26 protein-coding genes and 1 pseudogene are annotated in these 19,486 nt (G+C 63.5%); 13 read left to right on the top strand and 14 right to left on the bottom strand.

Annotated features, from left to right (window positions below; genetic code table 11):
• Positions 1–3 precede the first annotated feature (3 nt).
• The 3 genes from P6U29_RS30410 to P6U29_RS30420 all read left to right on the top strand — a co-directional run bounded on the left by P6U29_RS30410 (position 4) and on the right by P6U29_RS30420 (position 2,268).
• Positions 4–1,236 (top strand): PLP-dependent aminotransferase family protein, encoded by a 1,233-nt coding sequence (locus tag P6U29_RS30410; protein WP_407114043.1) that lies wholly within the window; start codon positions 4–6, stop codon positions 1,234–1,236.
• A gap of 243 nt (positions 1,237–1,479) precedes the next feature.
• Positions 1,480–1,932: a hypothetical protein gene (locus P6U29_RS30415; RefSeq protein WP_407114044.1), complete on the top strand. Its 453-nt coding sequence runs from the start codon at positions 1,480–1,482 to the stop codon at positions 1,930–1,932.
• A 102-nt stretch (positions 1,933–2,034) separates the two neighbouring features.
• A complete protein-coding gene (locus P6U29_RS30420) occupies positions 2,035–2,268 on the top strand; it encodes a hypothetical protein (protein ID WP_407114045.1) in 234 nt (77 codons plus the stop codon).
• A gap of 63 nt (positions 2,269–2,331) precedes the next feature.
• Here P6U29_RS30420 and P6U29_RS30425 read toward each other — a convergent pair whose 3' ends face one another.
• From P6U29_RS30425 to P6U29_RS30445, 5 genes and pseudogenes are all read right to left on the bottom strand, one after another.
• Complete coding sequence (locus P6U29_RS30425; protein ID WP_407114046.1) at positions 2,332–3,150, bottom strand: aldo/keto reductase; 819 nt, start codon at positions 3,148–3,150, stop codon at positions 2,332–2,334.
• Positions 3,151–3,294: 144 nt separating this feature from the next.
• Positions 3,295–4,860, bottom strand: coding sequence for an alkaline phosphatase D family protein (locus tag P6U29_RS30430; protein ID WP_407114047.1), 1,566 nt, complete (start codon positions 4,858–4,860; stop codon positions 3,295–3,297).
• Positions 4,861–5,156: 296 nt separating this feature from the next.
• The gene (locus P6U29_RS30435) at positions 5,157–5,576 is read right to left on the bottom strand and encodes a hypothetical protein (RefSeq protein ID WP_407114048.1); all 420 of its coding nucleotides are present in this window, start codon (positions 5,574–5,576) and stop codon (positions 5,157–5,159) included.
• 109 nt (positions 5,577–5,685) lie between these two features.
• Positions 5,686–6,687 (bottom strand): NAD(P)H-dependent flavin oxidoreductase, encoded by a 1,002-nt coding sequence (locus P6U29_RS30440; protein WP_407114049.1) that lies wholly within the window; start codon positions 6,685–6,687, stop codon positions 5,686–5,688.
• Between the two features lie 63 nt (positions 6,688–6,750).
• Positions 6,751–7,238 (bottom strand): annotated as a pseudogene (locus tag P6U29_RS30445) (SDR family NAD(P)-dependent oxidoreductase).
• A gap of 174 nt (positions 7,239–7,412) precedes the next feature.
• Here P6U29_RS30445 and P6U29_RS30450 point away from each other — a divergent pair.
• Entirely contained in the window at positions 7,413–7,886 is a 474-nt protein-coding gene (locus P6U29_RS30450; RefSeq protein ID WP_407114050.1) for a winged helix-turn-helix transcriptional regulator, read from the top strand.
• A 194-nt stretch (positions 7,887–8,080) separates the two neighbouring features.
• On the opposite strand, the gene P6U29_RS30455 is transcribed toward P6U29_RS30450, so the two are convergent.
• From P6U29_RS30455 to P6U29_RS30470, 4 genes are all read right to left on the bottom strand, one after another.
• A complete protein-coding gene (locus tag P6U29_RS30455; RefSeq protein WP_407114051.1) occupies positions 8,081–9,700 on the bottom strand; it encodes a DHA2 family efflux MFS transporter permease subunit in 1,620 nt (539 codons plus the stop codon).
• A complete protein-coding gene (locus P6U29_RS30460) occupies positions 9,697–10,851 on the bottom strand; it encodes an HlyD family secretion protein (RefSeq protein ID WP_407114052.1) in 1,155 nt (384 codons plus the stop codon). The genes P6U29_RS30455 and P6U29_RS30460 overlap by 4 nt, the downstream gene beginning before the upstream one ends.
• Positions 10,852–11,050: 199 nt before the next feature.
• Positions 11,051–11,209 (bottom strand): hypothetical protein, encoded by a 159-nt coding sequence (locus tag P6U29_RS30465; RefSeq protein WP_407114053.1) that lies wholly within the window; start codon positions 11,207–11,209, stop codon positions 11,051–11,053.
• A 22-nt stretch (positions 11,210–11,231) separates the two neighbouring features.
• A complete protein-coding gene (locus P6U29_RS30470) occupies positions 11,232–11,606 on the bottom strand; it encodes a PRC-barrel domain-containing protein (protein ID WP_122404716.1) in 375 nt (124 codons plus the stop codon).
• A gap of 147 nt (positions 11,607–11,753) precedes the next feature.
• On the opposite strand from P6U29_RS30470, the gene P6U29_RS30475 reads away from it, so the two are divergent.
• The 7 genes from P6U29_RS30475 (at position 11,754) to P6U29_RS30505 (ending at position 17,041) form a co-directional block, all read left to right on the top strand.
• On the top strand, positions 11,754–13,541 hold the full coding sequence (locus tag P6U29_RS30475; RefSeq protein WP_407114054.1) for a thiamine pyrophosphate-requiring protein: 1,788 nt from the start codon (positions 11,754–11,756) through the stop codon (positions 13,539–13,541).
• Positions 13,542–13,549: 8 nt separating this feature from the next.
• Complete coding sequence (locus P6U29_RS30480; protein ID WP_407114055.1) at positions 13,550–13,777, top strand: hypothetical protein; 228 nt, start codon at positions 13,550–13,552, stop codon at positions 13,775–13,777.
• 88 nt (positions 13,778–13,865) lie between these two features.
• Complete coding sequence (locus P6U29_RS30485; protein WP_407114056.1) at positions 13,866–14,417, top strand: DUF4142 domain-containing protein; 552 nt, start codon at positions 13,866–13,868, stop codon at positions 14,415–14,417.
• 109 nt (positions 14,418–14,526) lie between these two features.
• Positions 14,527–15,525: an SDR family oxidoreductase gene (locus tag P6U29_RS30490; RefSeq protein ID WP_407114057.1), complete on the top strand. Its 999-nt coding sequence runs from the start codon at positions 14,527–14,529 to the stop codon at positions 15,523–15,525.
• Positions 15,526–15,624: 99 nt separating this feature from the next.
• Entirely contained in the window at positions 15,625–16,212 is a 588-nt protein-coding gene (locus tag P6U29_RS30495) for a phosphatase PAP2 family protein (RefSeq protein WP_407114058.1), read from the top strand.
• Positions 16,209–16,556 carry a DUF3147 family protein gene (locus P6U29_RS30500; protein WP_407114059.1) on the top strand — a complete coding sequence of 116 codons (348 nt, stop codon included), beginning with the start codon at positions 16,209–16,211 and terminating at the stop codon, positions 16,554–16,556. The genes P6U29_RS30495 and P6U29_RS30500 overlap by 4 nt, the downstream gene beginning before the upstream one ends.
• Positions 16,556–17,041: a hypothetical protein gene (locus P6U29_RS30505; RefSeq protein WP_407114060.1), complete on the top strand. Its 486-nt coding sequence runs from the start codon at positions 16,556–16,558 to the stop codon at positions 17,039–17,041. Before P6U29_RS30500 ends, P6U29_RS30505 begins: the two co-directional genes overlap by 1 nt.
• Here P6U29_RS30505 and P6U29_RS30510 read toward each other — a convergent pair.
• Positions 17,038–17,205, bottom strand: a complete 168-nt coding sequence (locus P6U29_RS30510) for a hypothetical protein (RefSeq protein WP_407114061.1) — start codon at positions 17,203–17,205, stop codon at positions 17,038–17,040. The two genes, P6U29_RS30505 and P6U29_RS30510, sit on opposite strands and share 4 nt — an antisense overlap.
• 172 nt (positions 17,206–17,377) lie before the next feature.
• Between P6U29_RS30510 and P6U29_RS30515 the strand changes: the two genes are divergently transcribed.
• Positions 17,378–17,626 carry a hypothetical protein gene (locus P6U29_RS30515; protein WP_407114062.1) on the top strand — a complete coding sequence of 83 codons (249 nt, stop codon included), beginning with the start codon at positions 17,378–17,380 and terminating at the stop codon, positions 17,624–17,626.
• A 133-nt stretch (positions 17,627–17,759) separates the two neighbouring features.
• On the opposite strand, the gene P6U29_RS30520 is transcribed toward P6U29_RS30515, so the two are convergent.
• The 3 genes from P6U29_RS30520 to P6U29_RS30530 form a co-directional block, all read right to left on the bottom strand.
• The gene (locus tag P6U29_RS30520; protein ID WP_407114063.1) at positions 17,760–17,963 is read right to left on the bottom strand and encodes a hypothetical protein; all 204 of its coding nucleotides are present in this window, start codon (positions 17,961–17,963) and stop codon (positions 17,760–17,762) included.
• Positions 17,964–18,033: 70 nt separating this feature from the next.
• Positions 18,034–18,270: a hypothetical protein gene (locus P6U29_RS30525; RefSeq protein ID WP_407114064.1), complete on the bottom strand. Its 237-nt coding sequence runs from the start codon at positions 18,268–18,270 to the stop codon at positions 18,034–18,036.
• Positions 18,267–18,464 (bottom strand): hypothetical protein, encoded by a 198-nt coding sequence (locus P6U29_RS30530; RefSeq protein WP_407114065.1) that lies wholly within the window; start codon positions 18,462–18,464, stop codon positions 18,267–18,269. Before P6U29_RS30530 ends, P6U29_RS30525 begins: the two co-directional genes overlap by 4 nt.
• Before the next feature lie 93 nt (positions 18,465–18,557).
• On the opposite strand from P6U29_RS30530, the gene P6U29_RS30535 reads away from it, so the two are divergent.
• Positions 18,558–19,070 carry a DUF4142 domain-containing protein gene (locus P6U29_RS30535; protein WP_407114066.1) on the top strand — a complete coding sequence of 171 codons (513 nt, stop codon included), beginning with the start codon at positions 18,558–18,560 and terminating at the stop codon, positions 19,068–19,070.
• A 6-nt stretch (positions 19,071–19,076) separates the two neighbouring features.
• On the opposite strand, the gene P6U29_RS30540 is transcribed toward P6U29_RS30535, so the two are convergent.
• Positions 19,077–19,373 carry a hypothetical protein gene (locus P6U29_RS30540; protein ID WP_407114067.1) on the bottom strand — a complete coding sequence of 99 codons (297 nt, stop codon included), beginning with the start codon at positions 19,371–19,373 and terminating at the stop codon, positions 19,077–19,079.
• Positions 19,374–19,486 lie beyond the last annotated feature (113 nt).

Raw genomic sequence — 19,486 nt, forward strand, 5'->3', positions numbered from 1 at the left:
CCCATGACGTCCAGCTTCGATTTCGCGCCCCTGTTTCCGGCAGGGCTGCCGGCCCCTTCTGCGCGCTGGACGGGCCTTGCCAAATACAGCTTCGTCGGCGGCAACAACGATTCCGAACAGGTGCCGCTCGACGAGCTGATCGAGGCGACCAACACGGTGCTGCGGCGCGAGGGCCGCTCGCTCGCCACTTACGGGCTGGCGCATGGCCCACAGGGCTACCTGCCCTTGCGCGAATTCCTGGTGACGAAACTCAAGCGAGACGCCGGCATCAGCTGCACGGTCGACGACCTCTTGATCGTGTCCGGCTCGCTCCAGGCACTCGATCTCGTCAATGCGACGCTGCTGGCGCGCGGCGACACCGTGATTTTCGAGCAGGAGAGCTATCAGGGCTCACTGACACGCCTGGCGCGGCTCGGTGTCAACGTCGTCGGCATTCCCCTCGACAAGGACGGCATGCGCATGGACGTGTTGGCGACGACGCTGGCCGACCTGAAGAGCCGCGGCATCCGCCCAAAATACATCTACACCATTCCGACGGTGCAGAACCCGACCGGCAGCATCATGCCCGAGAGCCGACGCGCCGAACTGGTGCGGCTCGCGACCGAATACAGCGTGCCCATTTTCGAGGACGATTGTTATGCCGACCTGGTCTGGTCGGGTCAGCGGCCGCCGGCGATCTACGCGATGAGCCCGAATGGCGGGGTGATCCATATCGGCTCGTTCTCCAAGTCGATCGCGCCGGCGCTGCGCGTCGGCTTCGTCGTGGCGCCCTGGGAGGTGATGTCGCGGATGCTGGCGCTGAAGACGGATGCGGGCTCGGGTGCACTGGAGCAGATGGTGCTCGCGGCCTATTGCAAGCCGCATTTCGCAAGCCATGTCCCGGCGCTGACGAAGGCGCTGCGCACCAAGCTCGACACGCTGATGGAAGCGCTCAACGAGCAGTTCGGGACGGCCGCCGAATTCGAGGAGCCGAAGGGCGGCATCTTCCTCTGGGTGAAGCTGCCCGACCAGGTTGATACGCTAAAACTGTATCAGGCCGCGCTCGCCGCCGGCGTCTCGATCAATCCGGGGCCGGAATGGTCGACCAACAAGGGCCATTCCAGCTCGCGGCTGCGGCTGTGCTTTGCCAGCCCCACGCATCAGCAGATCCGCGATGGCGTCGCCGTGCTGGCCGAGGTCTGCCGCAAGGAGTTCGGCGTGCCCGCCCGTAGCGCCAATGTGGAGAAGCGAGCTTAAAGTCCGGTTTAGACTGCCTCCTCAGGCCACCTGCGGCTGACTGCCGTGGATCGCGGAGGCACGTCGCAGCAACAGGACGATCGAAGTCTATCCACATTCGCCTTCGGGAAATGCCATCCTACCTTCGAAACGCCCTGCCTCATTGACGCGGATCAAATTCGCGAGCGATTCGGCGGCTGCCGTGGAACGGCCGCGCGCGTAATGCTACACTTTGGAATTCTTCGAGGCGGGGTCTTTCAGGACATGATGCGTTGTTTGAGCCGCTGGACCGCGGCTGCGGTGCTGTGGGTCGCGTTCACCTCCATGGCCGGCGCCGAGACGCTGGCCGCGACCGTGGAGCAATGGGGCCTGCTCGGCTCGTGGGCGGTCGACTGCGCGGCCCGGCCGGACCGCGACAAGGGGGCGCTCCTGACTTACGAAATCCGGAAAGACGGCCGGGTGATGTACCGCCGCGATTTCGGCGAGGCCAGGGACGAGAACGAACTGGTGTCCGCCACGGTCAACGCCGAAGGCCTGCTCAATGTGATGGTGTACTTCCCCTCTCTGCACCAGACGCGTGAATTTGGACTCCTGTTACAGAAGGACGGCAGCCTGCGCGCGATCTATAATCGCAGCGAGCGCGGCGAGTACACGATCAGGGACGGCAATTACATCGCCACCGGCGCACCAACTCCCGCGCAGCAGCGCTGCGATTAGCGACGCCTCGTCTGAACATCCGTTCAGAATTCTCTCCTCGTCCCTCCGGAACGTTCGCGCAAATCTGCGGTTTAGATGTGCATTCGTTTGGAGGAGGACGTCATGAAGAAGCTTGGTTATGTGGTTGCAGCTCTCGGCGCGCTCGTGATTGCGGCGCCAACGCTGGCGAGCGCCGAGACGGTGGTGATCAAACGCGGTCATCATCATCACAGCCCGTACGGCGCCCGCGCCGAATATCGCATGCACCATGACCGCGGCTGGCATCGTGGCTGGCACCATCGCGGTGACAAGGTCGTCGTGATCAAGCGCAGCCATCGCCACCACCACTGGGACTAATGCGCAACGCAGCAGGAGATGGCCCCTCACGGGGCCATCTCTTTGCGTTCGAAGCACTCCGGGCTAATCCCACGCTGGTGCGAAGCCGGGATTGACGCAGCGCTTGTCCTTCGCCAGCCCAGCGATCTTCTTGCGATCGGCATCGTCGAGCGTGATCTTCAGCGCGTCGAGATTGGCCTGCTGGCTCTCACGGCGCGAGGCCTTCGGGATCGCGGCGACACCATCCTGGTCGAGCAGCCATTTCAACGCGACCTGCGCGGCGGTCGTGTCGTGCCTGGCGCCGATTTCGGCCAGCACCGGATCGGTCGCGAAACGTCCTTGTGCCAGCGGACAATAGGCAACCAGCGGGATCGACTTGAGCTGGAGATAAGCCAGCAGCTTCGATTGATCAAGCATGGCGTGATATTCGACCTGGTTGCAGGCGATCGGCGCCTTGATGTCCTCGATAGCGACCTTGAGCAGCGCGGTGGTGAAATTGGCAACGCCGATGGCCCGCGTGCGCCCCTCCTCCTTCAGCTTCATCAGGGTCTCGAACACCGCACCCCAGTTCGCAGCCCTCGACGGCCAATGCACGAGATAGAGATCGACATGGTCTAGCCGGAGCTTTTGCAGGCTGGCGTCGAAAGCGCGGCGGATCGCGTCCGGGGCGAGGTTCTCGTGCCAGACTTTTGTGGTGACGTGCAGCTCGCCGCGCGGCACGCGGGACGACGCGATGGCCGCGCCGATCGGCTCCTCATTGGCATACATCTCGGCAGTATCGATGTGGCGATAGCCGATCGACAGCGCGCTCTCGACCGCGGCTCGGCAGGCATCGCCCTGCATGCGGAAGGTACCGAGGCCGAGCTTGGGCACGCTGATACCCTGTGTTTTCAGATGATCCATGAAACAGGCTCCTGATATTTCAGCCCGCCGGATGCGCGCGGCGAGGCCGCGTGAGCAGACTTTTCGGTGATGGAAAAGAAGTGGCGGGAACCCTCAGCCTAACGCGGGAGGGGCACGGCGCCCAATCAAGATCGGGTTAGCAGCCTACGAACGCTGTGCCACCACGGCTGGTCGTGCCTGCGGCTGCGGCACGATATCGACCGACCACAAGTCACGGTTGTCGACGTCCTTCAGAGTCACGGTCATCACACCGCTGCGGCCATCGATGTCGACGCGGCCGAAGAACTGCAAGCCGAAGCACGGCGCCAGATTGTCGCCCTGCGCGGGGCTACAGCCATGCTGGTACATCGCGACCGGGCCAAAAGTGTCGTCGAGTTCGCCCGGCCCCCAGGTGCCGGCATGCAGCGGGCCGGAGACGAACTCCCAGAACGGGTCGAAATCCTGAAATTGCGCCTTGTTCGGATCGTAATAGTGCGCGGCGGTGTAGTGCATGTCGGCGGTGAGCCAGACGACGTTACGGATGCCGGCGCGCTTGATGGAGGAAAGCAGATCGGCGATCTCGTGCTCGCGTCGGTCGGGCGGCCCATCGCCGAGCGCGACGGCATCCAGGCTGATCAGGCCGATCGGCAAATCGGCCGCGATCACTTTCCAGGTCGCGCGCGAGGCGGCGAGCTCGCGCTTCAGCCAAGCGAGCTGCTCAGCGCCCAGGATCCAGCCGCGGTGATCATCGCCTTTGTTCCAGTTATTGTCGCGGTAGCTGCGCATGTCGATGATGAAGACGTCCAGCAGCGGGCCGTAGCCGATCTTGCGATAGACGCGTCCTGTTCGCGCGCCGATGTCGCGGATCGGCATAAATTCGAAAAAGGCGCGACGGGCACGCGCGACCAAGCGCGGCGTGCCATCGTCCTCATAGCCGGCCTCGTCATAACTGCCGACGGGGGACCAGTCGTTGGTCACCTCGTGATCGTCCCATTGCGCGAACATCGGCACCTCCGCGTGGAAGGCGCGGAAGTGCTCGTCGAGGTGGTTGTATCTGTAATTGCCGCGGAACTGCGCCAGCGTGTGCGCGACCTCGGATTTCTCCTCGGTGACGATGTTGCGCCATGTCTCGCCGTTCGGAAGCTCTTGTTCGGCGGGAATCGTGCAGTCTGCATAGATGTGATCGCCGGAGTGAATGAAGAAATCCGGACGGTTGTCGAGCATGGTCCGGTAGCTGCGATAGCCGCCGCGCGAGACGTCGATGCCCCAGCCCTGCCCCGCGGTGTCGCCGGACCACAGGAACGAGATCGACTGGCCAGCTGCCGGCGCGGTGCGGAAATGACCGACGCGGCTTTCGCCGGCAAGACCAGTGGTAATGTCGTCGAAGCGGACACGGTAGAAGATGTCCTGCCCGGGGGGCAGATCGTTCAGCAGCAGTTTTGAGGTGAGATCGGCGTCGGGCAGTGCATCGCCCGAGGCTGACGCGATGATCGTCTTGAAGCTCTCGACGGTCGAGCATTCCACCTGCATCCGAGCGGGCCGGTCGGCGCGCGCCCAGATCACGGCGGAGCCGCCCGAGACATCACCGGACTGGATGCCGCCCGCGATCTGCGGGCGATCAGCGGCGCGGCTCAGGTGAGGCTTCGCAAGGGAGGCGATGGCGAGGCTGGAGGCGGAGCGGACCAGGAACTGCCGCCGGGTCCATGCGCGCGAGGCGCGGAGTGTTGCCATTCAGGAGACCTTCGTCGAATCGCGACGAAGGTGCCCGCGCTCCTTGACTAGCGGCTTACGGTTTTTTGACTCCGCGCCTACGGTTTTGCGACGCGGAGATGACGTTCGAGATGCAGCGCCGGCGGTGGTGCGCTCCCTCGCCCCGCTTGCGGCGAGAGGGTTGGGGTGAGGGGGAGTCTCCGCGGGGACGGTGACAGTTGGACTCGCGGAGAGACCCCCTCACCCGGATTGCATCTTCGATGCAATCCGACCTCCCCCCGCAAGCGGGGCGAGGTGAAGCGGCCTCAACGTCGCGCCTACCGCTTCCAGTTGCAGATACCGCCGGAGCGGCAGGGCCAGGTCTGAATGCGCGTGTCCATCGCCTGTGCATCGAGCGGATTGCCACGGCGATGCGACAGTCTGGTGCGTGCTGCGCCACGCGGCTGGGTGCTCTTCGTATGCGCGACCTTCGGCACGGCCACACGGACCCGTTCGGCGGCAACCTTCTTCGGCACGTCGAGGGGCTCAGCGCGAGCCTGCGCCTCGTTGCCGCCGCGCGCTTCGAGTGCGACCGGTGCGAAGTGCGTCTCCGGCCCAAGACGCTTCGGCGACAGCACGGCCTTGGAGAGATCGAGGCCGAGATATTCGTCTGGCTTGTAGTCGTCAGCGCGCGCAGCCCCGCTCCCTGCGACCACGAGGGCAAAGACAATTGCGAAGGGAACGCTTTTCAGGACCACAGACGCCTCCTGAAATTGATTTATTAAAGGGGTAATTTACCCCTATTTAGGAGGCGTCGCGCGCAATTCCAGCGGCCAAATGCGGCCGTGGTTAAGACGTTTGGCGGGGTCAGGCGACCTTTCGCGTCGCTTCCGTTCCGTCCAGGAACCCCATCAGGCGGCTGCGGATGATGGTTTCCGCCTCACCCATGATGCGATCAATGAGCTCCTTGCAGGATGGAATGTCGTGGATCAGGCCCGCGACCATGCCGCAGCTCCAGGCGCCGGCGTCCATCTGGCCGTCCAGCATGATGCTGGGATAGACGCCCGCGACCTGGTCGTGGATATCGTCGATCGTGAGCTTGTCGCCCTTCTCGCGCTCGATCTCGAGCAGGCGGTCGACATTGGCGTTCTTGAGGACGCGCTCGGTGTTGCGCAGCGCCCGCATGATCAGGCGGGTGTCGAGCTCGGTGGCCGCGACCAGCGCGTTCTTGACGTTCTGATGCACCGGCGCTTCCTTGGTGGCGATGAAGCGCGTGCCCATGTTCATACCCGCCGCACCCAGCGACAGCGCGGCGACCAGGCTGCGTCCGTCGGCCATGCCGCCGGAGGCGACGAACGGGATCTTCAACGCCTCGGCCGCGCGCGGCAGCAGGATCATGTTGGGAATGTCGTCCTCGCCCGGATGTCCGCCACATTCAAAACCGTCGACGCTGACGGCGTCGCAGCCGATGCGCTCCGCCTTCAACGAGTGGCGCACCGACGTGCATTTGTGGATGACGTTGATGCCGGCGGCCTTCAACGCCGGCATATAGGCTTCCGGGCTGCGGCCCGCGGTCTCCACCGCCTTGATGCCGCCTTCGACGATGGCCGCAATGTATTCGGGATAGGGCGGCGCCGAGAAGGCTGGCAGGAAGGTGAGGTTCACACCGAACGGCTTGTCGGTCATGTCGCGGCAGCGCGCGATCTCCTTCGCGAGCAATTCCGGCGTCTTTTGCGTGAGACCGGTGATGATGCCGAGTCCGCCGGCATTGGAGACGGCAGCGGCCAGCTCGGCAAAGCCGACGAAATGCATGCCGCCCTGAATGATGGGGTGCTCGATGCCGAACAATTCGGTGATCGCGGTCTTCACTTAGGTACCTCCCGGAATTTTGCGTGGTGTTGGGATCAGTCTAACCGTGGTTGCGTGCCGCGGTCACCATTTCTCTCCGAACGGGCGGATCTCCATCTCGAACGTCCAGGCGCTCTTCGGCTGCTGATAGAGCTGCCAATAGGCATTCGCGACCGACGACGGCGGCATCAGCAGATCGGGATTATCAAGCGCGTTCGGCCCGAGCGCTTCGAGCCGGCGCTGGCGCACCCATTCGGTGTCGACCCCGGAATCGATGATGAGATGAGCGACGTGAATGTTCTTCGGCCCGAGCTCGCGCGCCATCGCCTGTGCCACCGCGCGCAGGCCGAACTTGGCGCTAGCAAAGGCGGCAAAGCCGCTCCCGCCGCGTAAGGAGGCCGTGGCACCAGTAAAGAAGATGTTGCGATGTCTTTCACTAGCGGCGCTAGCTTGTCGCCATTGCGGCGGCCGGCGAAGATCGAGAACCCTTCGGCGGCAAACTTCTTGGCGATCTCGGAGCCGATGAAATCGCCGGCCCCGATGACGGCCGCAGTGGCGTTTCGCTTGGACAAGATCGCCTCCTCCGGTGAGCCGCATTTTGGGCGCGCGGCGTGCAATGTAAGGGAGGCTATAGTTCTAAAATAGAACTGTCAAATTGAGCGGCCGAATGCTAGACTTCCAGGAAAATATCCCTGACAACCCAGGTTAGTTCTTTTTTCAGACTTACTAGTTGCGAGAACCGCATCATGAAATGGGACACGCTGGACGAAGAGCCCTGCTCGCTCTCCCGCACCGTCGCCGTGGTCGGCGATCGCTGGACGCTGCTGATCCTGCGCGAGTGCTTCTTGCGGGTACGGCGGTTCGAGGCGTTCCAGTCCTCGCTTCAGATCACGCGCCATCTGCTCTCGGAGCGGCTAAAGAAGCTGGTCCGCTTCGGCATCCTGCGCCGCGTCCCCTATTCCGAGGCGCCGAAGCGCTACGAATACATCCTCACCCAGAAGGGGCTCGACCTCTACCCGGTCATCATGGCGATGGTGCATTGGGGCGACACCCATATGGGCGACGAGCGCGGCCGCCCGCTGCTGCACGAGCACAAGACTTGCGGCAAGCTGTTCGATCCCGTCATGGTGTGCTCGGAATGCGGCGACGTGCTGCATGCCAAGCAGGTGCACGTGCATGCGGGGCCGGGGCGGAGGGAAGCAGGTCTCGGTACTTCCTGAAACAGAATGGTTTTAGGTTGAATCGGTTGCCGCGGCTCGCTCACCTCTCCCGCTTGCGGGAGAGGTCGGCGCGAAGCGCCGGGTGAGGGCTTTCTCCTCTTGGGGATTGTCCCTTCGCGGAAACACCCTTTCCCACAAGCGGGAGAGGGAGTGCACTTCCGTCGGCGCAGCGATCAGCCTGATCTCATCATGCTCTAGTGCCCTCGCGCTGGCGCTCTCAAATCGATCGGGCGCAGCACCGCCGCCGTGGGAATCATCAGTACAGCGACGATTGCGAGCATCCAGAACACGTCGATATAGGCGAGCAGGTCGACCTGCTGCTGCAACGTCTTGCCGACCCAGGCGATCGCCTGTGACGCCGCATCGCTCGCATTCGAGCCCTGCGCCTGGAAGTAGCGCGTCATCGCATCGATGGTCTGCTGGTAGCCAAGATCCGAGGGCGCGGCGTGCTCGATCAGGCGGCTCTGATGGAATTGCTGCCGCTGCGCCAGAATGGTCTGCGCCAGCGCGACCCCCATGGAGCCACCGATGTTGCGGGCAACGTTGATCAGGGCGGAGGCCTGATTGGTCCTGTCAGGCGGAACGCCGTCATAGGATGCCGTCGTCACCGGCAGGAACAGGAAGGGAAGGCCGAGTGCGAGGAAGATGCGCGACAGCGCAGCGTAACCGTAGGTGATGTCGCCGGTGAGCCCCGTGAGATGCCACATCGAGAAGGCGACGATGGCGGCACCGAACATGATGAGATATTTCGGCTGCACCATACCGACGAGGCGTCCCACCACCGGCATCAGCACCAGGGTCGCGATGCCGCCAGGTGACAGCGCAAGGCCGGCCAGCATGGCCGTGTAGTTCAGCTCGGTCTGAAGCAATTGCGGCAGGAGCTGCGTCGTCGAGATCAGCACCGCGCCGGTGCCGAGCATCACGAGGAAGCAGGCACCGAACTGACGACGGCCAAGCAGGCGGAGGTCGACGATGGGATCCTCCCGCGTCAGCTCCCACGGGATCAGCGCGAGCAGCGAGACGGCCGCGAGCACCGCGAACACCACGATCATGTTCGATCCGAACCAGTCATTGCGCTGGCCTTCGTCGAGCACGAATTCGAGCGAGCCAAGCCCGATCGCGACGAGGGCGAAGCCGACATAATCGACGTGCAGACCCTTGCTGAGCAGCTTCTGCCTCTCCTCCTCCGCACCCGACGGCTCCTTGACCAGCGTGCCGACCAGGAACAACGACAGCAATCCCATGGGAACGTTGATCAGGAACACCCAGTGCCATGTATACGTATCGGTAATCCAGCCGCCGAGCGTCGGGCCGATCACCGGCGCGACCACGACGGCGACCCCATAGATGGCAAAGGCCTGGCCGCGCTTATGCGGTGGGAAGGAGTCGGCGAGGATCGCCTGCTCGCTCGTTGCCATGCCGCCGCCACCGAGGCCCTGCAAGATCCGGAACAAGACCAGCGATTGCAAATTCCAGGCGAAGCCGCACAGGAGCGATGCGATCGAGAACGTCGCGACGCACATCATGTAGAAGCGCTTGCGGCCGATCACGGTCGACAGCCAGCCCGATATCGACAGCACGACGGCGTTGGCGACGAGATAGCTGGTGATGACGTAGGTACTCTCGTCGATGCCGACCGCGAGGCCGCCGGCGATGTGGCGCAACGCGACATTGGCGATGGTGGTGTCGAGCACCTCCATGAAGGTCGCGATCGAGACCACGAAGGCGATCAGATAGGGATTGTGCCCGCCCGCCGCCGAGCGCTCCGGCGACCAGCCGCCGGCGGACGCGCCGCCTTGCGTAACGTCCGTCATCGCACCCTGGTCCAGGGCACGACCGACATGCCGGGACCAACCGGCAGATCGGCCGGCCAGTTGTCGACCACGATCTTCACCGGCACGCGCTGCACCACTTTGACGTAGTTGCCGGTGGCGTTCTCCGCCGGCAGCAGGCTGAACGCGGTGCCCGAGCCCGGTTGCACGGAATCGACGTGGCCGGTCAGCTTACGGCCTGGATAGGCATCGATGCGGATCTCGACCGGCTGGCCCGGACGCATGTCGTTGAGCTGCGTCTCCTTGTAGTTGGCGACGACCCAGACCTCGTCGGGCACGAACATCATCAGGCTTTGGCCGGCCGTGACGAATGTGCCCTTGGCGCCCGACAGCTTTACCACGCGGCCGGACTGTGCCGCGACGACGCTGGTGTATTGCAGATTCAGCTTCGCCTGATCGAGCTGCGCCTGCGATTGTTCGAGCTGTGCCTTGGCGCCTTCGAGCTGGGCCTGCAGCGTCTTGATGCCGACCTGTGCAGTCGTCACCGCGGTCTTGGCGCGCTCGGTGTTGGCCTGCTGCGCCTGAAGGTCTGAGCGGGTCTGCTGCTGGCGCTGCACGGTGCCGGCCCCTTTCTCGACGAGATCTTCTGCGCGCTTGAACTCCTCTTGCGCGAACTGGAGCTGGGCTTGCGCCTGATCGAGCTGCGCCTGGGCCTGCTTGATCTGCTCCTCCTGGGAGACGATCTGCGCCTCGACATTGGCGATGTTGGCTTTGGAGACTTCAACCTGAGCAATGGCCTGATCGACCGCGATCCGGTAGTCGCGATCGTCAATCTTCGCCAGTAGATCGCCGGCATTGACATGCTGGTTGTCGGTGACCGGCACGTCGGTCACGTAGCCGCCGACCTTCGAGGCCACGGAAAAGCTGCGCGCCGCGACGAAGGCATCGTCGGTGGATTCATAGTGGCGCACCTCGAGCCAATAGAGCAGGCCGCCAATGAGGGCCGCGATCAGCACGACGGTGCCGACGCTCGCCAGCAGCCAGTGCTCACGAAGCCGGTCGCGCAGCGACTGTGTCTTCGCGGGCTTCTGGCCGTCGGCGTCGCGGGACTGATCGGGAGAGGCCTTTGGCGCTTCGTTCGCCCTCTGCGGCTGCTCCGCGAACGGATCACGCTGCCGTGTCTGAGCATCCACGGTGAACACCTTTCTTGCGGACTAAACCGGCGGGAGAGCAGAGACGAGCAGCTCGCGCGCTGCGAGCCTAACCGCAGCACTGATGCATGGTTCCGGCTTTGAAGAAGCTCACCGCCATTCGTGATTGCACTGCTCAAAAAAACAAGCGCGGCACCCTCCGCGCCGCGCTTGCCTGAAGTGTCAATGTGGCGCACTTGGCTCAGTGCGTCTTGGTCTCGTGCCACTTCTCGAGGTCGGGCTTCACGTTGTCGGAGCCCTGCTCCTTCTCGGGATTGCCCTTCCAGGGCTTGTCTGTCTGCCGGTGCGAGCCCCAGTCGTTCTGCTGCCGGGGATCGTCATTGGGCCGTTCCTTGCTCATCGATCTCCCTTTCCCTGAAATCTCAAACGAAGGGAACGCCGTAGTAGGAGTTGATGCCACGCACCGCGGCGTCGTCACTCCAGTTCCAATCGCTTCGTGCGCCGTATTTCGGCGCCCCCTCCAACTCCTTGGTGGTGATGCCGGTGACATAACCGCCAAGCTCGGTGTCGTATTTCAACGACTGCCAAGGCAACGGGTAATGGTCGTTGCCGAGTCCCAGGAATCCACCAAAGCCGAGCACGGCGTATGACACTTGGCCACTGATCTTGTCGATCATCACGCGTTCGATCGAACCGATCCGGTTGCGATCCGCGCCATAGACCGATGTTCCCTCGACCTTGTCGCTGCCAATCAAACGGCCCGTCTCACTACGTTCCAGTTCGTTTTGGTTCAACATCGAAAATTCTCCACTCAGCCACCTGCAAAACCAACCGGATAGGCACGCGATCGTTCCGATGCATGTTCCGTGAGCGGGCCAGGAACATCGCACGAAACGGGCGGTTCTCTGAGTTTCATACACCTGCCAAACCAAGGGCCACGCGCAATGTCCCAAACCGTCTCCGACTTCATCGTCCAGCGACTGCATCAATGGGGCGTGCGCCACATCTTTGGCTATCCCGGCGACGGCATCAACGGCGTGTTCGGTGCAATGAACCGGGCCGAAGGCAGGATCGGGTTCGTTCAGGCGCGGCACGAGGAGATGGCGGCATTCATGGCAACCGCTTACGCAAAGTTCTCGGGCGAGCTCGGCGTCTGCATTGCGACCTCTGGCCCCGGCGCCTCCCATCTGGTCACCGGGCTCTACGATGCGCTGCTCGATCACCAGCCGGTGCTGGCTATTGTCGGCCAGCAGTCGCGCAATGCCCTCGGCGGGCACTATCAGCAGGAACTCGATCTTCTCTCGATGTTCAAGGACGTCGCCGGTGCCTACGTCATGCAGGCATCCTCGCCTGCGCAAGTGCGACACCTGATCGATCGTGCGGTGCGGATTGCGCTGGCGCGGCGGACCCCGACCGTGATCATCCTGCCCAACGACCTACAGGAAGAGGCTTACGAGAATCCGCCCCGCGCACACGGCACGCTGCATTCCGGCATCGGCTATAGCGCCCCCAGCATCACGCCGCGTGAGGCGGATCTTGACCGCGCCGCGCAGGTGCTCAACGCCGGCAAGAAGGTCGCGATCCTCGTCGGCGCGGGCGCGCTTCATGCAACCGACGAAGTCATCGCGGTCGCCGACCGGCTGTCGGCCGGCTGCGCCAAGGCACTGCTCGGCAAGGCCGCGCTGCCCGACGACCTGCCATGGGTCACCGGCTCGATCGGCCTGCTCGGCACCGAGCCCAGCTACAACATGATGATGGAATGCGATACGCTGCTGATGGTGGGCTCGGCCTTTCCTTACGCCGAATTCCTGCCGAAGGAAGGAGCGGCGCGCGGCGTGCAGATCGACATCGACGCCGGCATGATGTCGATCCGCTTTCCCATGGAGGTCGGCCTCGTCGGAGACGCCGCCGAGACGCTGCGCGCATTGTTGCCGCGACTCCAGCCCAAAGCCGACAACGGCTGGCGCAGAGCTATCGAAGAGGACGTTGCGAGATGGTGGAAGACCTTGGATGACCGCGCGCATCAGCACGCGGCGCCGGTCAATCCACAGCTCGTCGCCTGGGAATTGTCCCCCCGCCTGCCCGACCGCGTCATCATCGCCAGCGATTCCGGCTCCTGCGCCAACTGGTTCGCGCGGGACCTCAAGATGCGGCGCGGCATGGCGGCCTCGCTCTCCGGCGGCCTCGCCTCGATGGGCGCCGCGGTGCCTTACGCGCTCGCGGCCAAATACGCCCGTCCAGATCGTCCCGTGATTGCACTCGTCGGCGACGGCGCCATGCAGATGAACAACATGGCCGAGCTGATCACCGCTGCGAAGTATTGGCGCGATTGGAAGGACCCGCGCTTCATCGTCTGCGTCTTTAACAACGAGGATCTCAACCAGGTCACTTGGGAGCAGCGCATCATCAACGGTGATCCCAAATTCGAGGCTTCGCAGCGCATTCCCGACGTCTCCTATTCGCGCTTCGCCGATCTGATCGGCCTGCGCGGCATCTTCGTTGATAGCCCACAGCTGCTCGGCTCCGCCTGGGAGCAAGCGCTGGCGAGCGAGATTCCGATCGTGCTGGAAGTGAAGACCGATCCCGAGGTGCCGCCGCTGCCGCCGCATATCACGCTTCAGCAGGCAAAGAATTTTTCACTCGCCCTGATGAAGGGCGATCCGAACGAAAGTGGGATGATCAAGGGAGCAGCGCGGCAGGTGCTCGAATCGATCCTGCCCGGAAAGCAATGAGGCGAACCATGAGTGACTTCCGCGATATCCAGCACGGCGTCAACGATCCCGTCGACGGCGTCGACGTGAAGTGGCATTTCAACGACAACCGAACGCCGCATGAGCGGGCGCAGCGTCATGCGGACGTGCGGGCTGACGCAACCGCTACGCCGGCCGAGCCGTTTCTGCCCGAGCGGCTTCGACGCAAGGCGACTGATCCCATCAATCCGCGCACGGGGCGCAATCCCACGGACTAGTCCGTTAGGAACCTCGCCTTTCGCGGCGTGTTGATCGGCGCAACATGACGCGGCAAGTGGCCGCGCGACCAATTGGAGGGATCGGATCATGAAACGAACTATCGTCGCCATTGCTTGCGTGCTTCTGGCAGGCCCCGCATTGGCCCAATCGCTGGGCGAGAAGACCGGCATCAACTCGGCGCTCGGGGTCGCGCCAACTACAGCTGACTTCGTCAAGCAGGTCGCCATCAGCGACATGTTCGAGATTGAGTCGAGCAAGCTCGCCGAGCAGAAGGGCAATGCGCAGGAGAAATCCTTCGCTCAGCAGATGGTGACCGATCACACCAAGACCAGCGGCGAGCTGAAGGGACTGGTCGGCAACGGCAAGGTCCAGGCGACCCTGCCGACGGCATTGGACAGCTCGCACCAGAGCAAGCTCGACAAGTTGAAGAGCGCGACGGGCAAGGATTTCAGCTCGGACTACAATTCCTACCAGGTCAGCGCCCATGAAGACGCCGTGTCGCTGTTCGAACGCTACGCCAAGGGCGGCGACAATGCTGCGCTGAAGGATTGGGCCGGCAAGACCCTGCCAGCACTCAAGCACCATCTCGACATGGCCAAGGAGCTCGGCAAGGCACCGAGCGTCGGTCAGTCCAAATAGGCTCCTCAGCCGATATTTCAACGAGGACGCCGGCCTGGCCGGCGTCCTTCGCGTCCTAGCAACGATGCGGCTCTCGGCGTGTTGGGATCTCAACATCGCGGAGAGCATCATGACGCAGCAAGAAAAGACCTCAATATCCCGCCGGCACGTCGTCCACGACGCGAGCACAACGCTCGCGGCGGCTTCGCTGGCATCCACCGCGAAAGGAGATACGTCCATGGCCGAGCACGCCCTGATCGATCCCGTCGGCCGCTACCCGAAGCCGCCATTCAAGAAACAGTCGCAGCCCTGGCCGGGTCTGGCCGGCAAGATGGAGCCGCGGCCGGATCATGGCGAAACCAGCTACAAGGGCTCCGATCGGCTCGCCGGCCGCAAGGCGCTGATCACCGGCGGGGATTCGGGCATGGGCCGCGCGGCCGCGATCGCCTATGCGCGCGAAGGCGCCGATGTCGCCATCAACTATCTGCCGGCGGAGGAGCCGGATGCGCAGGAGGTGATCGCGCTGATCAGGAAAGCAGGACGCACCGGACTTGCGATCCCCGGTGATCTCAAGGACGAAGCCTTTTGCAAGCAGTTGGTAGAACAGGCGGTGCAGGGCCTCGGCGGACTCGACATCGTCATCTGCAACGCCGCGCGGCAACAAGCGCGCGCTTCTGTTCTCGACGTATCGACAGAGGATTTCGATGCAACGATGAAGACCAACATTTACGCGCCGTTTTGGATCATCAAGGCAGCGCTGCCGCATCTCAAGCCCGGCTCCTGCATCATCGGCACGACGTCCGAGCAGGCCTACGATCCTTCCCCGGATCTCTACGACTATGCGCAGACCAAGGCAGCGACGATGAACTACGTGAAGTCGCTGGCCAAGCAGCTCGCCTCCAAGGGCATCCGTGTCAATGGCGTGGCGCCAGGACCGATCTGGACACCGCTTCAGGTCTCCGGCGGCGCTACGATGGACAAGCTCGAGAAGTTCGGCGGCATGACACCGCTCGGCCGTCCTGGCCAGCCCGTCGAGCTCGCCTCGATCTACGTGCAGCTCGCCGCCGCCGACGCAAGCTATGCGACGGGCCAGATCTATGGCTCCGCCGGCGGATCCGGGCAGCCGTAGTCGCGGCGCCGTGGGCTGATGCCCCGGCTGGAGCTCAGGAACCTTCTTTATCTGCGAGCTTTACAAAATCGTCATGGAGGACATCTCGCCGGCGGACCGATGGCGCTCGTAACAGTCAAACCCACCCGGATCGATACGGCGGTCGCGAACGAGATCGCACAGAACACCAATTCAGACCTCGAGCGCGCCGCCCAAGCAATGACCTGGGGCGCCGACGAGCACGTGCTGGTCGCGCTCGCTGCGGCGGGATGGCTCTACACCCGCCTCCGGCATCCGCAGCAGCGTCCCATTGCCGATCACGTCCTGATGGTTTCGCTGGTGACGGCCGTTTTGCCGCATGTCTTGAAAACCTTGTTCGATCAGACGAGGCCGGACCGGCTGACGGTGAGCGGCCACTGGCGCGGTGTTCCTTATTCGGGGCGTCCCCGCGACGCGTTTCCCTCAGGTCACGCCGTGCATATGGGCGCCCTTGCCTCAGCCGCCGGCCTGTTGCCGCCGGCCTCGCGCCGCTTGGCACGTTCGCTGGCGGTAGTGCTGTCGCTGACGCGGGTGGCGCTGCTCGCGCACTGGACCAGCGACGTGGTGGCGGGCTTCACGCTCGGCATCGTCGTGGAGCGACTGTTCAGGCCGTTCACGCTGGCGAAGTCACGGCAGCAGCCGTCCGAAGCCTCGCGGGCACGGCCATGACGGAATATCTCGTGCGCTTCGTCGCCGGCGGTCTGATCGTATCCGTCTTCGCAATCCTTGGTGACATGCTGCGGCCAAAAAGCTTTGCCGGGCTGCTCGGCGCGGCGCCGTCGGTGGCGCTGGCCACCCTCGGCATCGCCGTGGTCCAGCACGGCGCGCAATATGCCGCCGCCGAGAGCTGGACGATGATCTATGGCGCCATCGCGCTCGCCTGCTACAGCCTCGTCGTCTGCCACCTGCTGATGAGATTCCGTCTCGGCGCGCTCCCCGCCACGGTCCTCTCCTTCGTCGTATGGCTCGTGGTCGCCTTCGGTCTGCTCGCCGGTTTGGGAGGTGCCGCCTGATGCTGGTTAAGTTATCGTCATCGGCGCTGAAAGAAACGCGCTGGTACGAATACGCCATTCGTTTCGTGCTCGGCGGCTGCGCGACGGTGCTCGCCGGAGTCATCGGCTCGCAATTCGGCGTTACTGTCGGCGGGCTCTTTCTTGCACTTCCGGCGATCTTCTGTGCCAGTGCGACGCTGATCGAAAGCCACGAGCGTCACGCCAAGGAGAAGGCCGGCCTGAGCGGACGGCGTCGCGGACAGAAGGCGGCGGCGCTCGATGCCGCAGGCGCGGCGCTCGGCAGCATCGGCCTCGCGGCGTTCGCCGCCATCTTCCATGCCACCGTCGGCGCAAGCATCGCATTCGCTTTCATCGCAGCGTTGACGGTTTGGGCAAGCGTTTCCGTGTCGGCCTGGTGGCTCAGGCGTAAGCTTCGTGTCACGCACAGATCGCACCGATCAGCCCGCCCGCCATCGGCAAAGGGCTCTCGCTTCGTGAAGCCTTAGCTCGCTTTCGCCTCCGTCGAAGTCTGCGATTGCGGCGGCTGGAGCCCCGGACTGTTGGCCCAGCGCTCGACCTGATCGATGACCTTCTGATGGCTCGGCCGCACCGGCTCGGGTGCTTCGGGCTCTTCGGAAAGCTTGCGAGGTAGCCTGACCTCGTCCGTCATGGCCTCTCTCCCTTTTGGGAAGAATGCGTCATGGCAGGATACGTTTCAAAAACAACTCGTTGATTTTACAACGTATCTCTACTCATTTCGAGACATTTCTGACTCTAGAGGAACTCCCTCCAAGTTGGTTCGTTGAGTAAACTACTCAACCTACTCAATTTGCGTGATCGCCATGAACGACCTTCGCGCCGAGCGCCTTCAGGTCATGCTCTCGCCGGAAGAGTTGGCCGCCATTGACGATTTCCGGTTCAAACACCGCATGCCGACGCGGGCGGCAGCGGTCCGCGAACTCCTCAAGTTCGGACTGGCCGCCGTGGGCGTCGATGCCACCGCCGGCGTGAAGTCGAGCAGCTTCGGCGTGTTCGGCCGCGGGCCTGACGGACATACCCAGGGGGATCCAGAGAGCGGCAACGGCGGCTGACTCCGTCCATAAGCAAACGGCCCCGGCACGGGAGTGCCAGGACCGTCCTTGGAGATTGCTTCCGGCGCACCGGGGGCATGACAACCGGAAGCAATCCGTCGACTCATCCCGCGAGAATTCGTTCCCGTGAGAACTAGCCTGTTGCGTCGCTCGAGTCGTCCGGCATCACGCCGGATCCTGGCGTCTTGCTATCATCGTTCAGCTTGGGATCGCGCGTCGCTTCACGCGAGGGCGAGCCTTTCGGATCCGTCTTGTGCACGGACTGTGCACGCTGCTTGTCGCGCGGCTGCTCCTCCGCACGCTTGTCCTTGACGATGCCATGGTCGGAATGGGCCATGATGGGCTCTCGCTTCTCCTGGTGTCTCAGAGCGCTTACGCACTGCGACGTCGAATGTTCCGATACAGAACTAGCTGCGCGCCGCGTGGACGGCAGTAGATGCGTTCTCGAGATGCACCTGCCGTACCGTCGTCACCGTCGCGAACGCGACCGAGACGCCAAAGGCGAGAATGAGGGAAAGAAGAGCCAGACGTGGAGCCATCGCCAAAACCTCCTTCTGAAACTGGAAATCGACGCGATCGACAGTTCCCGATGATCCCCAAATCAGTTGCTTGCCTTCCGTGAGCGATCTCACACGCAGATTCATACGCCTCGCTTCGGAGCAGCAGCGTGGAGCGGAACGGGCGAGATCTCGCCGTCGAGCCAATCCTGCTCGTTCGCGAGCGCCGTCCAGGCCTCGGCCATGCGCGAATAGCGCTTATGGGCGGGCTGCCCCTCGGCTCGCTCGGCAAGCTGAAGACAGTTGTCGGCGTTATCTCTGAAGATGTCAGACTGTTTCATGGGGAGGACGTGGGGACGGAACTCTCGCGTCGCAACCCGATTACCGGATCGTAATACTCAGGGAACCTGGCACGTGGTTCGTCATTGATACCGATGCGAGTTGTTGCCGCGATTATCCTGGCATTCATCAGCACCTCGGCACTTGCCGACAGTACCGGCGAGCGAAAGCTTGGCGAACGGCAACCGACCGCCGTCGAGGTTATCAGCGGCGTCTACAGTTTCGGCCGATTTCAACAGCGTCTTCTTGAGAACACCGACCTCAAGGGCAACGCGGAGGTCAAGAATCTCGCCGCCCTGCGCGCCGAGGAAGCGGCCAAGCGCGACAAGAGTCTGAAGGAGATCCAGGAGGCAATCGGCGCGGAGCTGCACATCGGCAGGGCAACATCCTCGACCGCGAGCCTCGTCGAGCCCGAAATGTCGGATGGTCCAACCTACGTCAGAAGCTTCTATGCCGCGCAGATTCCCGAGTACGAATCGATCATCAGCCTGCTTGAGCGCTATCTGAAGGCGCCCGACAATGCAGCGCTCGCAGCGTTCGCGCGCGAACAGCTCCCGGTGCTGCGCTCGCAGGTCACGGACGCGGAGCGCACCATGGCGGACAAATAGCCGCCTCTACTTGTCGTTCGGATGATGTTGCTGGCTCTGCGGCCGCACGGTGCGGTCGCTCTCCGGCATCTTGTCCCGGCCCGCATCGTCGTTGTCGTCCTTGCCGCCCGAAGATGACGTGCCGCTGCCGCTCGGATTCGACCGATTGGCCCTGCCGGTGGTCGGCGTTTCCGCCCGCGGGTTGGCTGAGCTTGCGGCGGGGTCGCCGGTCACTGCCCCGCGCCCACTGGGCGCACCGCCCTGTGCCAAAGCCGATCCCGCGGCAAACAGGATGACAGCGATGGCGGCAAATCCTGCTTTCAAATCCGTTTCTCCCTGTCGTTGCTGGCTAACCGTCGGGCGCGGCGCTTCGTTCCGAACAGTGAATGCCGGAATGGATGAGCAGAGCGGCGGGCGGCCGAGGACATTTCCTTCTG

This window comes from Bradyrhizobium sp. LMG 9283 (assembly GCF_045571415.1).
Lineage (GTDB): Bacteria > Pseudomonadota > Alphaproteobacteria > Rhizobiales > Xanthobacteraceae > Bradyrhizobium.

Coding starts and splice junctions, on each gene's coding strand:
- P6U29_RS30465 (WP_407114053.1), bottom strand. CDS start 11,209: ATGAGCAAGGAACGGCCCAATGACGATCCCCGGCAGCAGAACGACTGG.
- P6U29_RS30430 (WP_407114047.1), bottom strand. CDS start 4,860: ATGGCAACACTCCGCGCCTCGCGCGCATGGACCCGGCGGCAGTTCCTG.
- P6U29_RS30515 (WP_407114062.1), top strand. CDS start 17,378: ATGAACGACCTTCGCGCCGAGCGCCTTCAGGTCATGCTCTCGCCGGAA.
- P6U29_RS30510 (WP_407114061.1), bottom strand. CDS start 17,205: ATGACGGACGAGGTCAGGCTACCTCGCAAGCTTTCCGAAGAGCCCGAA.
- P6U29_RS30475 (WP_407114054.1), top strand. CDS start 11,754: ATGTCCCAAACCGTCTCCGACTTCATCGTCCAGCGACTGCATCAATGG.
- P6U29_RS30505 (WP_407114060.1), top strand. CDS start 16,556: ATGCTGGTTAAGTTATCGTCATCGGCGCTGAAAGAAACGCGCTGGTAC.
- P6U29_RS30450 (WP_407114050.1), top strand. CDS start 7,413: ATGAAATGGGACACGCTGGACGAAGAGCCCTGCTCGCTCTCCCGCACC.
- P6U29_RS30500 (WP_407114059.1), top strand. CDS start 16,209: ATGACGGAATATCTCGTGCGCTTCGTCGCCGGCGGTCTGATCGTATCC.
- P6U29_RS30535 (WP_407114066.1), top strand. CDS start 18,558: ATGCGAGTTGTTGCCGCGATTATCCTGGCATTCATCAGCACCTCGGCA.
- P6U29_RS30455 (WP_407114051.1), bottom strand. CDS start 9,700: ATGACGGACGTTACGCAAGGCGGCGCGTCCGCCGGCGGCTGGTCGCCG.
- P6U29_RS30420 (WP_407114045.1), top strand. CDS start 2,035: ATGAAGAAGCTTGGTTATGTGGTTGCAGCTCTCGGCGCGCTCGTGATT.
- P6U29_RS30425 (WP_407114046.1), bottom strand. CDS start 3,150: ATGGATCATCTGAAAACACAGGGTATCAGCGTGCCCAAGCTCGGCCTC.
- P6U29_RS30410 (WP_407114043.1), top strand. CDS start 4: ATGACGTCCAGCTTCGATTTCGCGCCCCTGTTTCCGGCAGGGCTGCCG.
- P6U29_RS30525 (WP_407114064.1), bottom strand. CDS start 18,270: ATGAATCTGCGTGTGAGATCGCTCACGGAAGGCAAGCAACTGATTTGG.
- P6U29_RS30415 (WP_407114044.1), top strand. CDS start 1,480: ATGATGCGTTGTTTGAGCCGCTGGACCGCGGCTGCGGTGCTGTGGGTC.
- P6U29_RS30490 (WP_407114057.1), top strand. CDS start 14,527: ATGACGCAGCAAGAAAAGACCTCAATATCCCGCCGGCACGTCGTCCAC.
- P6U29_RS30480 (WP_407114055.1), top strand. CDS start 13,550: ATGAGTGACTTCCGCGATATCCAGCACGGCGTCAACGATCCCGTCGAC.
- P6U29_RS30470 (WP_122404716.1), bottom strand. CDS start 11,606: ATGTTGAACCAAAACGAACTGGAACGTAGTGAGACGGGCCGTTTGATT.
- P6U29_RS30520 (WP_407114063.1), bottom strand. CDS start 17,963: ATGGCCCATTCCGACCATGGCATCGTCAAGGACAAGCGTGCGGAGGAG.
- P6U29_RS30530 (WP_407114065.1), bottom strand. CDS start 18,464: ATGAAACAGTCTGACATCTTCAGAGATAACGCCGACAACTGTCTTCAG.
- P6U29_RS30495 (WP_407114058.1), top strand. CDS start 15,625: ATGGCGCTCGTAACAGTCAAACCCACCCGGATCGATACGGCGGTCGCG.
- P6U29_RS30485 (WP_407114056.1), top strand. CDS start 13,866: ATGAAACGAACTATCGTCGCCATTGCTTGCGTGCTTCTGGCAGGCCCC.